At 71.1% G+C, this 14,708-nt stretch carries 12 protein-coding genes and 1 pseudogene; 9 read left to right on the top strand and 4 right to left on the bottom strand.

Annotated elements, in window-relative coordinates:
• The first annotated feature begins 104 nt into the window (after positions 1 to 104).
• From gcvT to ACZDYF_RS15225, 4 genes are all read left to right on the top strand, one after another.
• Entirely contained in the window at positions 105 to 1,280 is a 1,176-nt protein-coding gene (gene gcvT, locus ACZDYF_RS15240) for a glycine cleavage system aminomethyltransferase GcvT (RefSeq protein ID WP_475058891.1), read from the top strand.
• Positions 1,281 to 1,341: 61 nt separating this feature from the next.
• A complete protein-coding gene (gcvH, locus tag ACZDYF_RS15235; RefSeq protein ID WP_138826959.1) occupies positions 1,342 to 1,713 on the top strand; it encodes a glycine cleavage system protein GcvH in 372 nt (123 codons plus the stop codon).
• A gap of 393 nt (positions 1,714 to 2,106) precedes the next feature.
• Positions 2,107 to 2,349, top strand: coding sequence for a LuxR C-terminal-related transcriptional regulator (locus ACZDYF_RS15230; protein ID WP_138826958.1), 243 nt, complete (start codon positions 2,107 to 2,109; stop codon positions 2,347 to 2,349).
• An 89-nt stretch (positions 2,350 to 2,438) separates the two neighbouring features.
• The gene (locus ACZDYF_RS15225) at positions 2,439 to 2,867 is read left to right on the top strand and encodes a (deoxy)nucleoside triphosphate pyrophosphohydrolase (protein WP_191792236.1); all 429 of its coding nucleotides are present in this window, start codon (positions 2,439 to 2,441) and stop codon (positions 2,865 to 2,867) included.
• Here ACZDYF_RS15225 and ACZDYF_RS15220 read toward each other — a convergent pair.
• Positions 2,836 to 3,420, bottom strand: coding sequence for a P-loop NTPase family protein (locus ACZDYF_RS15220; RefSeq protein WP_475058885.1), 585 nt, complete (start codon positions 3,418 to 3,420; stop codon positions 2,836 to 2,838). The genes ACZDYF_RS15225 and ACZDYF_RS15220 overlap by 32 nt on opposite strands.
• Positions 3,421 to 3,622: 202 nt before the next feature.
• Here ACZDYF_RS15220 and ACZDYF_RS15215 point away from each other — a divergent pair, with 202 nt between their 5' ends.
• Positions 3,623 to 4,045 carry a hypothetical protein gene (locus ACZDYF_RS15215; protein WP_191792235.1) on the top strand — a complete coding sequence of 141 codons (423 nt, stop codon included), beginning with the start codon at positions 3,623 to 3,625 and terminating at the stop codon, positions 4,043 to 4,045.
• Between the two features lie 3 nt (positions 4,046 to 4,048).
• On the opposite strand, the gene ACZDYF_RS15210 is transcribed toward ACZDYF_RS15215, so the two are convergent.
• Complete coding sequence (locus ACZDYF_RS15210) at positions 4,049 to 5,188, bottom strand: PrsW family glutamic-type intramembrane protease (RefSeq protein ID WP_475058880.1); 1,140 nt, start codon at positions 5,186 to 5,188, stop codon at positions 4,049 to 4,051.
• 654 nt (positions 5,189 to 5,842) lie between these two features.
• Here ACZDYF_RS15210 and ACZDYF_RS15205 point away from each other — a divergent pair.
• The 4 genes from ACZDYF_RS15205 (at position 5,843) to ACZDYF_RS15190 (ending at position 13,004) form a co-directional block, all read left to right on the top strand.
• Positions 5,843 to 9,259, top strand: coding sequence for a PQQ-dependent sugar dehydrogenase (locus ACZDYF_RS15205; RefSeq protein WP_475058877.1), 3,417 nt, complete (start codon positions 5,843 to 5,845; stop codon positions 9,257 to 9,259).
• Positions 9,260 to 9,318: 59 nt separating this feature from the next.
• On the top strand, positions 9,319 to 10,323 hold the full coding sequence (locus ACZDYF_RS15200; protein ID WP_475058874.1) for a TIM barrel protein: 1,005 nt from the start codon (positions 9,319 to 9,321) through the stop codon (positions 10,321 to 10,323).
• Positions 10,324 to 10,349: 26 nt separating this feature from the next.
• A complete protein-coding gene (locus tag ACZDYF_RS15195) occupies positions 10,350 to 11,618 on the top strand; it encodes a hypothetical protein (RefSeq protein ID WP_475058871.1) in 1,269 nt (422 codons plus the stop codon).
• 150 nt (positions 11,619 to 11,768) lie between these two features.
• Entirely contained in the window at positions 11,769 to 13,004 is a 1,236-nt protein-coding gene (locus ACZDYF_RS15190) for a WxL protein peptidoglycan domain-containing protein (protein ID WP_475058867.1), read from the top strand.
• 60 nt (positions 13,005 to 13,064) lie between these two features.
• On the opposite strand, the pseudogene ACZDYF_RS15185 reads toward ACZDYF_RS15190, so the two are convergent.
• Together ACZDYF_RS15185 and ACZDYF_RS15180 are read right to left on the bottom strand one after the other, a co-directional pair.
• Positions 13,065 to 14,184 (bottom strand): annotated as a pseudogene (locus tag ACZDYF_RS15185) (UDP-galactopyranose/dTDP-fucopyranose mutase family protein).
• Between the two features lie 20 nt (positions 14,185 to 14,204).
• Positions 14,205 to 14,336, bottom strand: coding sequence for a hypothetical protein (locus tag ACZDYF_RS15180; RefSeq protein ID WP_475058864.1), 132 nt, complete (start codon positions 14,334 to 14,336; stop codon positions 14,205 to 14,207).
• Between the last annotated feature and the right edge of the window lie 372 nt (positions 14,337 to 14,708).

Below are 14,708 nucleotides of genomic sequence, written 5' to 3'. Positions count from 1 at the left end.
CCTCGAGGCCACGCTGGTTCTGACAGCTCGGACCCACCCCAGGACCGTCAGGGCGCGGGTGACGTAGAGGTCACCCTCGTCCTGACACCGCAGAGAGGATCACCATGACGGAGTCCGTGCAGGACACCACCCCGGTCGCTGACCGCCTCAGCCCGCTCCACGCCGAGCACGTCGCCCTGGGGGCCTCGCTCACGAGCTTCGGCGGGTGGCAGATGCCGCTGCGCTACACGAGCGACCTGGCCGAGCACCGCGGGGTGCGCGAGGCCGCTGGCCTGTTCGACCTCTCGCACATGGGCGAGATCGAGGTCAGCGGACCCCAGGCGGCCGCAGCCCTGGACCACGCCCTCGTGGGCAACCTCACGGCGGTCGCCGTGGGCCGTGCGCGCTACACGATGATCTGCGCCGAGGACGGCTCGGTGCTCGACGACCTGGTCGTCTACCGTCTGGGCGAGGAGCGGTTCCTCGTCGTGGCCAACGCCGGGAACGCGCCGCTCGTGACCGACGAGCTGGTCCGTCGCTCGGAGGGGTTCGACGCGACCGTCACCGACCAGGCCGCGGACACCGCGCTCGTCGCGGTCCAGGGGCCGCGTGCCGAGGAGATCGTCGGCTCGCTCGTGGCGCCCGGCGATGTACAAGTCATCAAGGACCTGAAGTACTACGCCTCGGTCGAGCTCCGGGTCGCGGGGATCGACGCCCTCGTGGCCCGCACCGGGTATACGGGGGAGGACGGGTTCGAGCTCTTCGTGCCCGCCGGAGCGGCCCGCGAGCTGTGGCAGAAGGTACTTGTCGCAGGGGAGCCTCACGGCCTGGTCCCCGCCGGGCTCTCGGCGCGCGACTCGTTGCGCCTCGAAGCCGGCATGCCGCTCTACGGCCACGAGCTCGACACGACCACGACGCCGTTCGAGGCGGGCCTGGGGCGCGTCGTGAAGCTCGACAAGGTCGACGCCGAGGGTGCACCGCTCGACTTCGTGGGGCGGGCGGCTCTCGCATCGCGCAAGGGGGCTCAGCCCGCGCGCGTGCTCGTCGGCCTCCGTGGCCTGGGCAAGCGACCTGCTCGCGCGGGCTATGCCGTCGTGATCCCGGGCAAGGAGCCCGACGTGCAGATCGGCTTCGTCACCTCGGGGGCGCCCTCGCCGACCCTCGGGTACCCGATCGCCATGGCCTACGTGACGCCTGAGTTCAGCGCCGAGGGCACCGAGCTCGCGGTCGACGTCCGAGGCCGTGAGGAGCCGGTGGTGATCGTGCCCATGCCGTTCTACCGTCGTCCTCAGACGTCCTGACCCGGGTCCCGGCCCGACCTCCCGACCCCCAGATCTTCCACCAGCAGACCAGGAGCACCTCATGGCAGACTTCCCCGCAGACCTGCAGTACACCGCCGAGCACGAGTGGCTCGACGCGTCGACGCCCGCCGTCGTCGGCATCACGAGCACGGCCGCCGAGGCCCTCGGCGACATTGTCTACCTCGAGCTGCCCGAGGTCGGCGCGACCGTCACGGCGGGCGCCGTGATCGGCGAGGTCGAGTCGACCAAGTCGGTCTCCGAGCTGTACTCGCCCGTCACCGGGACCGTGGCCGAGGTCAACCAGGCCGCGATCGACGACCCGTCGCTCGTCAACGCCGAGCCCTTCGCCGGGGGGTGGCTCATCAAGGTCGACGTGACCGAGACGGGTCCCGTGCTCACGGCCGACGAGTACAGCGCACTGGTGGGCGGCTGACCCTCCGCTTCCTCCCGAGGTTCCCCCGAGGGTCGCTCCGAGGGCCGCTCCGCGACACTGTCGCAGGGGCGGCCCTCGGGCGTTTCCGGTTGTCACTCAGCATGCTGGGGAGCAAGACTGTGAGGCGGATCACATTTCTTGTCGCAACGAACGACGGGTGATCCGCGACACATCGGAGATATCGGCCGTTGTTGCCAGAGTCCGGATTTTCGGCATCTGACCTGCGTGGATACGGTTCATCACGCCGCTGGGGACCCCGTCGTGAAAGACCGCTGAGATTGAGGGTGAAGAACCGCGTCATGAATCGCGGGTTCGCCCATCTCTCCCAGTAGCAGCACCTCACCGGATCGACCCATGACGCGATGGGAAGACCGGTCAGCACATGGAGGAAGCATGAGCATCATCGAACTGGCCCGGACAGAGTCGCCGGCCGTCCAGCTCGCAGCACCACTCACCCGCCGTGAGCAGGTCGTGCTGTCGAACCTTTCCGAGGACATCACCCTGGAGCAGATCGCCACCAAGCTGTTCGTCACCCGCAACACCGTGAAGTCGCAGGTGCGCAGCCTCTACCGCAAGCTCGGTGTCTCGACGCGCGCCGAGGCCGTCCAGTGGGCCAAGGACGCAGGTATCCGCTGACACCGGCTCTCGGGGGAGACCCCGCCCGTTCCGCGGGCGGGAGCGGGGTCGGCCAGGTCCCGTCATGGTCGGCATGAAACACTGCGCACATGATCTCCCGCCGTCTCGTGGTGGCCGCCGCCGTCGTCGACGACCTCACGAACCCTCGCCTGCTGCTCGCCGCCCGCCGTTCTCGGCCGGTCGAGCTCGCGGGGCGCTGGGAGTTCCCGGGGGGCAAGGTCGATCCGGGGGAGACACCCGTCGACGGGCTGCACCGTGAGCTCCGCGAGGAGCTGGGCGTGCAGGTCGAGCTCGGTGACGAGCTCGCCGGGCCTGACGAAGGCGGCTGGAACATCACGGACCGGCACGTCATGCGTCTGTGGCTCGCCCGCATCGTGGCGGGGGAGCCCGAGCCGCTCGTCGAGCACGACGAGCTGTCCTGGTTGCCGACCGGCGAGTGGGGGAGCGTCGACTGGCTGGACGGCGACGTCCGGATCGTCGACGCGCTCAGCGACTGGGTGGCGCAGGAAGCCGTCTGACCCAGGTCTCGACCTGACGCCTGCTGCGCAGGCGCACGAGAACCGGCGGCGGGTCCTGGCGTGCGACCGTTGCCGGGAGGTCGCGCAACGAGTGCCGCGTGGACCACGCCCACCGGACGACGTGGCCCGGGTCCCGGAGGACCGTCCGCAGCGGTGGCTCGACGTTGCCGTTCCACAGCACCTCGTGCCGCCACGCACGCCGCACCGTGCGTGCCACGACCTGGCGCATCGTCGTCGCCACCGGCAGGTCGAGCCACACGACGAGGTCGGCCTCGTCCAGGAGAAGCTGTCGCGCCGCGCGGTACTGCCACTCGACGACGAAACCCTCCTGCCCGACGACGTCGCGCACGTCGTCGAGGAACGTCGCCCGGGGAGTCCATCCCGGGCCGTGGAAGAGCGCGTCGATCTCGGTGTGCGGCAGGTCGAGCCGTGCGGCGACCCGCCGCGCGAGGGTCGTCTTCCCCGACCCCGAGACCCCGGCCACGACGACGCGGCGAGGGCTGTGCCCGAGGTGTGCGACGACGTCGTCCACGGGGCCGAGGAGGGTGAGCACCCGGGGACACTACCCGACGGGCCGGTGACGACCGCCGCTCTGCGGCCGGGCTTCGCCGCGCGGTCACGTCCCGGCGCTGGTATCACGGAGGGACGCAGATCGCGGCGCGCGGGGTAGTCGGACCGGGCATCGCACCTACCTCCGACCGCCCGACCGGGCCTCGTGCACGCACGGCGTCCCCACGCAGAGAGAGGTGCCCCGCATGAGCGACCTCACCGGACTGGGCCCCCCGGCACGACCCGTGAGCGTCACCGTCGCGGTCGCGCTCACGTGGATCGCGGCCGTGACCGACGTCGTGGGCAGCGTCGCGCTGTTCCTGCTCGCGGGCGACGCCGCAGTGACCGGGGCGATCGCCGCGACCCGCGCCGAGATCCAGTTCTTCGCGCTCCTGAGCCTCGTCGTCGGGGTGCTCGTCGTGCTCGTCGCGCTCGGCCTCCAGACCAGGGGGAGGTGGGCGCTCATGGCGATCACGGTCGTCATGCTGCTGCGCGTCGGGGTCGGCGTGTACTCGTTGCTGCGCTTCGGTCCGCACCACCTGACGGGGGCCGTGCTGACGATCGTCGTCGCCCTCCTGGTGCTCGCGCTGCTCTGGAACGGGGCGTCCCGGCGGTACTTCCGGGCGTGAGGCTCAGCCGTCGGCGGGCTCGCGGGCGGGGGTGCCCTGCCCCGGGGTCTCGTCGGCCGAGACCTGCTGCTCCCCGAGGTGCCTCGGGGTCCACCCCTTGCTGACCGAGCCGATCATCGGCGGCGGCGTGTGCTTGCGGGTCCACGCCTTGAAGACCAGGTACATGACGATCACCAGGACGTAGCGGACCATGGCCAGGAGCGACTGGACCGTGGGCTCGCCGCATCCCAGGGTCGCGCTGGTGTCGTTGAGCGAGTGGACGACCATGACGAGCACGATCCCGCCGATCGCGGCAGGCATCCCCTTGCGGCCGTAGAGGTGCCACGCGCGCCACGCGATCGCGACCGCGATGCCCGTGAAGAGCCAGTGGAACGGCGAGACGCCGAAGATACGGGCGACCTGGGCGGCGATCACCGATCCGGTGGTGACCGCAGGGGTCTCGCCACCGCAGAAGGCGGGACCTGAGGCCGCGGCCGTCTGGTAGGCGTACAGCGTGGTCTCCGCGATCGCGAAGCCGAACCCGGACGCGAGCCCGATCGCGACACCTGCACGCGGGTTGCGGTAGGTACCGAGCAGGAACAGCGCGATGGGGACGAGCAGCTTGGCGGTCTCCTCGGTGAACCCGACGAGGGCCGTCGCGAGCGAGATGCCGCCGATCGAACCGGTGAGGTCGTTGAGGTTCAGGGCGACGAGGAACGTGGCGCCGGCCGAGGCGACCGCGACGGCCGCGACCTGGCGGAGGCCGACCACGTCGCGCAGCGAGAGCTGGCGGTCGACGAAGCCGTAGAACGCCCAGCACACGAGGGCCATGGCCAAGAAGCTCGTGACGGCCATGACGTGCACGTTCTCGGTCGCCCGGTAGGCGGCGATCCCGATCCCGAGGACGACCAGCGCGGCGGCGAGGATCCAGACCCACCGGCCCCAGAACCGGCCTCGGAAGCGGTGGCCGCGGTTCGCCCGCTCGGAGCCGCCCGTGACTCGTGCCGTCCAGGCCTGGCCGTCCCAGAGGCGGCTGCGGGGGGACGCCGAGGCGGGGTCGGGGAACCAGCCCGCGGCAGGGGCGTCGGGGCGCTGCGGGGCGAGTCGCCACGCGGCGTAGAAGCCGACGATCAGCAGGACCGCGCCGAGGACGGTGAGCATCATGACGTCAGCCAATCACCAGGTTCCGTCGTCGAGACTCCGAGCGGCACGACACGCCGACACTCGTCGTCACGGACCGTGATCGGGTCGCTTCGTCGAGATGTCGCGATGTCGCCGAGCGGGCACGTCGGGTGGTGCTGCGCGGGCCCGGGACGACCTGAACGGCGCACTCGACGAGGCCGTCCGCCGGACCACCACGTGCCCGGTCGGGTGGACGAGGCGGGCCGTCTCCCCGCGCGCGCGTGTTCGGCATCTGTGCCCTACTAGTGAGCGGCAGGTTTCGACTTTTGATTGACAGGCGATAGAAGTCCCCCTAGATTCCTACCAGGTGGTCGAGGAAGACTGCCGTTCTCGCAGGTAGATCCACCCTGATCCATGACATACCGAGCATCTTGCCTCCGCGGCAGATCGCTCGTCCCGACGGGGGAGACCCCGGTGTGCTCAGCCGGTGCGACCCACGGGTCCCACCACCACTCGACGGCGAGGGGAGGACAGCAGCAGCGGCGCGGGCACGCAGCCCCGGACGCCGCCCCGTACAGACAAAAAGACCGAGCCACCCGTGTTCCCGCTGTTCCAGCAGCGAGCGGTGGCTCGGCCCGGCGATGAACCCCGATGAGGAGCTGCATCACTGTGAAGTCTATTCCTGAACGAAGGACCGTGAGATCAAGGGTGGTCGCCGCCTTGCTCGCCGGCGTCCTGGCCCTGACCGGCCTCGCGGCCGCGACGGCCCCGGCCGTGGCGCACGACGGCGTCGACCACGGCAGCGAGCCCGGCGCGGAGGCCGCGCTCGACTGGTCCAACTACGAGAAGATCCTGCTGACCAAGGACGTCGGCGAGCCGATCGACCTCGCGATCCTGCCCGACGGCAAGATCCTGCACACCGCACGCAACGGGGACGTCCGGCTCACGGACCCCCAGACCGGCGTCACGTCGGTCACCAACAAGATCCCCGTCTACGCGAACTCCGAGGACGGCCTGCAGGGCATCGCCGTCGACCCGAACTTCGCCGAGAACAACTGGGTCTACCTCGTCTACGCCCCGCTCAGCGGCACCCCCGCGGGCTCGGCCCCCAACACGCTGCCCGCCGGCGCCGATGCGAGCTACTGGGACCAGTGGAAGGGCGTCAACCGCCTCTCCCGCTTCCAGTGGACCGGCACCGGGCTCGACCTGGCCTCCGAGCAGAAGATCCTCGACGTCGAGGTCCAGCGCGGTCAGTGCTGCCACGTCGGCGCCGACATCGACTGGGACGGCGACGGCAACCTCTACCTGTCGACCGGTGACAACACCCCCGCCAGCGCGCCCGGAGCCAACGGCTTCGCCCCCAACAACGACGCTCCCGGGATGAACCCCGGTCTGGACTCGCGTCGCGGCGCCGGCAACACCAACGACCTGCGCGGCAAGATCCTGCGCATCACGGTCCAGCCGGACGGCACCTACACGATCCCCGAGGGCAACCTCTTCCCGGTCGGTACCGAGAAGACCCGGCCCGAGATCTTCGTGATGGGTGTCCGCAACCCGTTCCGCATCGACGTCGACCCCGAGACGAACAGCCTCTCGTGGGGCGACTACGGACCGGACGCGGCCAACGCCGACCCGAACCGTGGCCCCATGGGCTATGTCGAGTGGAACACCGTGAGCCTCGACGACCCGCACAACGCGGGCTGGCCCTACGTGCACGGGCCCAACGCGGCCTACAACGAGTGGAACTTCGCGACGAGCACGCCCGGGGCGTTCTTCGACCCGGCCGCGCTCAAGAACAACTCGCGCTGGAACACGGGCCTCGTCGACCTGCCGCCGGCCCGTGAGGCGACGCTCTACTACGGCGACCGCCCCGGCGACCAGCCCTGGGACGAGCTCGTGAACTTCGGGGCAGGCAGCGGCCAGGCGCCCATGGGCGCCCCCGTCTACCACTACGACGCCGAGAACCCCTCGACGTCCAAGCTCCCGGAGTACTGGGACAACAAGGCGTTCTTCGGTGAGTTCTCGCAGGACTACCTGGCGGCCTTCACGGTCGACTGGGACTCCTACGAGGTCACGCACATCGAGGACTTCACGCCCAACGCGCAGCTCGCGAAGAACGCGCAGCCGCTGAACGACAACATGATCGACATGGAGTTCGGCCCCGACGGCTCGCTCTACGTGCTCGACTACGGCGACGGATTCTTCCGCGCCAACCCGGACGCCGGCCTGTACAAGGTGTCCTACGCCGAGGGGAACAAGGCGCCGCAGGCGCGGTTCACCGCGAACCCGACCTCGTCCTCCGAGGCGCCGCTCACGGTGGCCTTCGACGCGGGCACCTCGAGCGACCCCGACGGCGACGCCCTCACCTACCAGTGGGACTTCGACGGCAACGGATCGTTCGACGCCACGGGCGTCACGGCGAGCCACACCTACACGACGCTCGGCCAGTACAACGCCCGCCTGCGCGTGACCGACGCCAAGGGCAAGTTCACGCTGACCTCCAAGGTCGTCTCGGTCGGCAACCAGGCACCGACGGTCACGGTCGACTACCCCGGCGACGGCTCGTTCTTCAGCTGGGGCCAGGCCGTGCCGTTCAAGGTCTCGACGAACGACGCCGAGGACGGGACCGCGACCGCGTGCAACCGCGTGGCGTGGACCTACGGTCTGGGCCACGACGAGCACGCCCACCCCGAGGTCTCGGGCACGGGTTGCACGGGGGCGTGGAAGACGTCCCCCGACTCGCCGCAGCACGGTGAGGGCGCGCACATCTACGGCGCCGTCGTCGTGTCCTACACCGACAACGGGCACAACGGCCTGCCCGCCGCTCCCGGCGAGGCGACCGTCCAGCTCAACCCGTTCGTCCAGCAGGCCGAGCACGCCAAGAGCAAGGGCGTCGTGGCCTACGAGGACGAGACGGCGGGTGCCGGTCAGGCGATCCGCGGGCTCGGCACCGGTGACCACCTGTCCTACAGCCCGGTGAACTTCGCCGGGATCACGGGCGTCAAGGTCGTCGCCAACGGTGGCGGTCAGCTCCAGCTCCGCTGGGGTGCGGCCGACGCGGCACCGTTCGCGACCGCGCAGATCCCCTCCGGCGCAGGCTGGAAGGAGGTCACGGTGCCGTTCACGAACGCCCCGCAGGGTTCGGGCACGCTCTTCGTGACCTCGGCCAACGAGCTGGCCGTCGACTCGTTCGACTTCCAGGGCGTGGGCGTCGGCGACGTCAAGGCGCCGACCATCACGCACTCGCTCGACCCGGCGGCGCCCACGGGCGTGGGCGGTGTCTACAACAAGGCCGTGCGCATGAACCTCGACGTCAAGGACGACGGCGCGCTCGCGAGCGTCCAGTACTCGACCAACAACGGTCAGACCTGGACGAACGTGGCTGCGGCCGGCGGCGCGTACGGCGTGAGCTTCACGACCAACGGTGCGCGCACCCTCCAGTACCGCGCGACCGACACGGGCGGCAACGTCTCGACGGTCGGCTCGGTCTCCTTCACGATCGACCTCGCCGCACCGAACGAGCCCACGGTCTCGTCGGTCACCAAGGTCGCCGTGTCCTCGGCCCGCGTCTCCTACGGGGCTCCGGGCGAGGCCACGGTCACCGTCACGGGCGAGGGCGGTACGCCCACGGGCGACGTCGTCCTCACCTCGGGCGACACCGAGGTCGGTCGCGGGACCCTCGCGGGCGGCGTCGCGACGATCGCGCTCGACCCGTCGCTCGCCGTCGGGACGCACACCCTCAAGGCGAGCTACCAGGCCGACCAGGTCTTCAAGAAGTCCTCGTCGACCGTGCGCCTCACGGTGGCCGCGGCCTCGTCGACCGTCTCGGGCTCGGTCTCGCCCAACCCGGTCAAGCCCTCGATCGCCGCCAAGGCGAACATCTCGGTCGAGAGCTCGACGGGCGTCGTCGCCACGGGCGACGTCACGGTGACGGTCAAGCGCAACAACGCCACGGTCGCGACCCGCACCGGGACGCTCGACGCCGAGGGCAACGTCGTCGTGACGCTCCCGAAGCTCCCCGAGGTGGGCACCTACAAGGTCGAGATCGCCTACCAGGGCTCGACCGGCGTCACCAAGAGCGCGACGTCGCTCAACCTCACCGTCCGCAACTAGGCACGTGGTGGCCCGGGGCTCGCGCCCCGGGCCACCGAACCTCACCTCGAAGGAGAGACATGAGTTCACACGAGCACTACCACGAGTCCATCCCGGCTCGGCCGATGAGCCGGCGGAACCTGCTCAAGGCCCTCGCTGCGTCGACGGTCGCCGTGGGCGTCGGCGCGGCCCTGGGCCCGACGGCGGCGTCCGCGCTCGGCGGCGTGGCCGCGGCCCCCAGCAGCGGACGCAACCGGCTGGTCCCGGTCAACCGGATCGGCATCCAGCTCTTCACGATCCGCGACAAGGTCAGCTCGCTCGGCTTCCGGGCCGTGTTCGAGGAGCTCGCGGACATCGGCTACTCCGAGGTCGAGTTCGCCGGGTACACGCAGGGGCAGATCGGCGCGATCACCCCCGCGCAGATCCGCCAGCTCCTCGACGACAACGGTCTGCGGGCCGTGGGGTCTCACGTCAACCTCAACCCGAACAACATCGACGCCGAGATCGAGAAGGCGCTGACCCTCGGCATGCCGCACCTCGGCCAGGGCGGTCCGATCAACGGCACCAACACGGTCGCGGCGTGGACGGCCGCGGCGCAGACGTGGAACGCCATGGGGGAGAAGGCCAAGGCGGCGGGCCTCAAGCTCTACGCGCACAACCACGACGGCGAGTTCCGCTTCACGTCCGACGACCCGAACCGTCGCGTGTACGACCTGCTGTGGGACGAGTTCGACCCGTCGCTCGTCTACTTCGAGATGGACGTCTACTGGGCGCACGTCGGGCAGTACAAGTACCCCGGGTTCGAGCCCATCGAGTACATCAAGCGCGACCCGCGGCGCTTCCCGATGCTGCACCTCAAGGACGGCAAGGCCAACCCGAGCAGCGCCAACGGCTACGACATCATCGAGTTCGGCGCCGGCAGCATCGACTACCAGTCCTTCCTCTCGCAGCTCCGCACGCGCGGCCAGCACTACGGCCTGTACGAGCAGGACAACGCGAGCTCGGTCGCCGAGCCGCCGAACCCCTTGAACTCGCTGGGCAACGCACGACGCAGCTACACCTCCATCTACGGCCTTCGCGGCTGACCCACCGAGATCACAGGAGAATCGACATGAAGTGGAAGGTTTCAGCAGCCGCTGCCGCAGCGTTCGCGCTGCTCGCGGTCGCCGCACCGTCGGCGCACGCCGCGGTCACGAACTGCACGACCGAGCTCGACGACACGGTCGTCGCGGGCGACCTGGTGGTCCCCGCGGGGGCGACCTGTGTCCTCGGCGGCACGACGGTCCAGGGGTCGATCACGGTCGGTGACGACGCATGGCTCGACGCGACCGAGGCGGTCATCGAGGGCGACGTCGTCGCGACCGACGCGTACGGCGTCCTGATCGACGGCGCGAGCGTGGGCGGCGACATCAGCTCGTACACCGCGGGGTCACGCACCGGGTTCCTCTACCTGTACGACCTGCGCGTGGGTGGCAGCGTCGCGACGGGCGGGGTCGACGTCGAGATCTCGGACACCAAGATCACAGGCAACCTCACGACGCAGGCCGCGACCTACGTCGACGTGCTGCGCACGAGCGTGGGCGGCGACGCGACGCTCGGCGACAGCGACTTCGGCGTCAGCCTCGGGGGCGCGGTGGTGGGGGGCAGCCTGTCCGTGACGGGTACCTCGCGCGACGCGCTGATCGGCGCGAACGCCGACGGGACCGCCGACCGGTGGGGCAACACGGTGGGTGGGGACCTCGTCCTGACCGGCAACACCGCGAACCTCCAGGTCGCGGGCACCACGGTCCACGGGGCCGTGCGCCTCGCGGACAACACCCCGGCGGCGAACTTCGGTCCGGGCAACACCGCGGGCTCGGTCGAGGGCGACCTCACCGGCACGGCCCCCGGCGCGCTCGCGGCGGGCGACCAGTCGGTCGCGGTCGTGATCCCCGAGCCCCGGCCGGGCGAGCTCACGTGGAGCCTCGAAGGCTCGACGGGTCTCGTCGACCTGGGTGTGGCCGAGGAGCAGGGCGACCACTTCGCGGCCTCGGGCGACCTGGTGCCGGTCCGCGTCACGGACACCCGCATCAACGCCCCGGCCTGGTCGGTCTCGGCGCAGGTCAGCGACTTCGTCGCGGGCGGCGAGACGGTGTCCGGCAAGTACCTCGGGTGGACGCCCGAGCTCCTGGAGAACGACGGCGGAGCGGTCGCGGGTGCGGCCGTCGCCTCGGGCTTCGTCGAGGGTGACGGCCTGTCCGTCGCCCGCACCCTGGGCAGCGCGGAGGCCGGGCACGCCCGCGGCTCCGCGGTCATCGGGGCGGAGCTGGACCTCAAGCTCCCGCTCTCGGTGAACGAGGGGACCTACAACGCGACGATGACGCTGACCGCGCTCAGCTAGTCACGCCGTGACCGTGGTGCCGGCCGGCCCGTCCCTCCACAGGCCGGCCGGCGCCACCGCTCGACAGCCCGTCCCACCGGCCCGGACAGCCGCCGGACGGGGCGAACGACCTGGCCGTCCCGGCCGGGCATCACGAAAGCAGGCACGACCATGGCCATGCAGCAGCTCTTCCTCCGGCCCGAGCGGGACACCGACGGGCGGTCCGCGCTGACCAACGCGCGCGCGCACCAGCGGGTGAACGGCCACAGCCACGCCCTGTGGATCCTCGCGGTCCTCGCGGTGACGCTCGTCGTGGGCCTGCTCGTCTCGCTGGTGGCCCCGGGTGCGTCCGCCCTCGCGCTGTCCTCGCGGTCCGCCGCGCTCCCGCACGTGGTGAGCGCCGCCGTCGGGCCGGAGGATCCTGCGGCGAGCGACGGCGCCGCGCCCGCTGCGGCGCCCGTGACCTGGGGCGTGCGCCCCGCCGACACCGTGCACGGCACCGAGCGCCCCAACTACGCCTACGCCCTCGAGCCGGGCGCGAGCCTGGACGACGGGATCATCGTCTCCAACTACACGCAGGGTCCCCTGACGTTCCGCGTCTACGCGGCCGACGGGTTCATGACCGAGGCGGGCGAGCTCGACCTGCTGCCCGCGGGCGAGGAGTCCTCCGCTCTCGGTGCGTGGGTGTCCTTCGCGGGGGAGGAGGTCACGGTCGAGGGCGGCGACAGCGTGGTCGTCCCGTTCACCCTGACCGTCCCGACCGACGCGACGCCCGGCGACTACGCGGCGGGCGTCGTGTCCTCGCTGCTGGTCGAGAACGCCGAGGGCGTGAGCGTCGACCGCCGGCTGGGATCGCGCATGCACCTGCGCGTCGCGGGCGACCTGGTCCCCGCCGTCGTGCTCGACGACGTCTCGGTCACCTACGACGGCACGCTCAACCCCTTCGCGGCGGGCGACGCGACCGTGACGTTCACCGTCACGAACGACGGCAACACGCGCCTGGCCGCCGGTCAGGTCGTGCGGGTCGCGGGGCCGTGGGGCACCGGTGCGCAGAGCACCCCGCGCGTCGAGCTCCCCGAGCTGCTCCCCGGGACGTCCGTGACGCGCACCGTGACGGTCGACGGCGTGTGGCCGCTCGGCCGGGTCTCGGCGGACGTGCGGGTGACCGCGGAGGTCGTCACGGCGATCGGCGCGGCCGACGGCGAGGCCCCGGTCGTGGCCCCCGCGTCGGCCTCGGCGTCGACGCTCGCGGTGCCGTGGGCCGCCCTCGCGCTGCTGGTCCTGCTCGTGGCGGCCGTCGTCCTGTGGCGTCGCGCTGCCCGACGGCGTCGCGTCCGTGACGAGCGCAAGGTCGCCGAGGCCGTGGCTCAGGCCCTCAAGGAGCGCGACGAGCAGCCCGTCGCCTGACGTGCCCGGGCCACCTGGCGTGCCCTGGCCGACTGACGTGCCCCGGCCACCTGGCCGGGGTCAGGAGAACAGCGGGTCGAGCCGGTTGTCGACGGTCGAGAGCGCCGACCCGATCGCCATGTGCATGTCGAGGTACTGGTAGGTGCCCAGTCGACCGCCGAAGAAGACCTCGGGCTCGCCCTCCGCGAGGCGGCGGTAGGCCGCGAGCCGCTCGCGGTCGACGGCGGTGCTGACCGGGTAGTAGGGCTCGTCGGTCCGCTCGGCGAAGCGGGAGAACTCCCGCATGATGACGGTCCTGTCGGTCGGGTAGTCGCGCTCCGGGTGGAAGTGCCGGAACTCGTGGATCCGGGTGTAGGGGACGTCGGAAGTCGCCCACGGGCAGGACCTCCTGCTCGAAGTCGAGCGTCCGCCACGAGAGCTCGCCCTCGGCGTGGTCGAAGTAGCGGTCCACAGGCCCGGTGTACACGACCGGGACGTGGCCGACGACCGCTTGCTTGTTCACGGGCTGCGAGACGTCGAAGAAGTCGGTGTCGAGCTGCACGGTGATGTTCGGGTGGTCGGCCATGCGCTCGAGCCACGCCGTGTACCCGTCGACGGGAAGGCCCTCGTGGGTGTCGGCGAAGTAGCGGTTGTCGTACGTGTACCGGACCGGGAGGCGGGAGATGACCGACGCCGGGAGGTCCCGAGGGTCCGTCTGCCACTGCTTGGCCGTGTAGTCACGGACGAACGCCTCGTAGAGCGGGCGGCCGATGAGGCTCACGCCCTGCTCGTCCAGGTTCTGCGGGGTCCTCCCGCCGAGCTCGGCCGCCTGCTCGCGGATCAGGGCGCGCGCCGCGTCGGGCCCCAGGGCGCTGCGGAAGAACTGGTTGATGGTCCCCAGGTTGATCGGCAGGGGGTACACCTCGCCGCGGTGCGTGCTGTAGACGCGGTGCACGTACGACGTGAACCGCGTGAACCGGTTGACGTACTCCCACACCCGCTCGTTCGAGGTGTGGAAGAGGTGTGCCCCGTACTGGTGCACCTCGATGCCGGTCTCCGGCTCGGTCGCGCTGTACGCGTTGCCCCCGATGTGCGACCGGCGGTCGATCACGAGGACCTTGAGCCCGCGCTGCGTCGCGAGGCGCTCCGCCACGGTCAGGCCGAAGAAGCCTGCTCCCACCACCACGAGATCCGTCATCATGCTCCCAGCTGAACCGGCCGTCACGTCGCTCGGCGCACCTGCGTCGAGGGGCGCCCGTGCGGCCCGGGAACCTCACCGGGAGTCTCGGGATCGAGGTCACGGGCGCCGACGAGCTCGAAGGACTGCAGCATGTAGCGCCCTGCTGAGCGCACCGCCGGGAGGCTCCCACGACCGCGTCGGGGCCGGGGCGGGCGCCGGCCGCTGGCGCCTCGGACGACAGATCATGCGTCCTGATCGACAGGTTGTGCACAGCGGGGCGGTGGGCCGCCGGGGGGTGCTTGACTTCCGACGACGCCACTCCCGGACGGGGAGGCGGCGCCGCAGTACTCACGACCCCCATGACGAGGACGGCCGCCCGCACGTGCGGGGCGGCGTCCGGACCGGGCGCACGGGCGACACGTCGTCCGTGCGCCCCGTCACCGAGGAGCACGACGGAGCACCCGAACGGCAAGGAGGCCGATGACGATCGAGACGTTCCCGTCCCCCCACGCCCCGGCGCCCCGCCGTGCTGCGCGGTACCCCTT

The organism is Oerskovia sp. PE-21s, from assembly GCF_056158145.1.
This window is presented reverse-complemented; position numbering and strand designations above follow the sequence as displayed.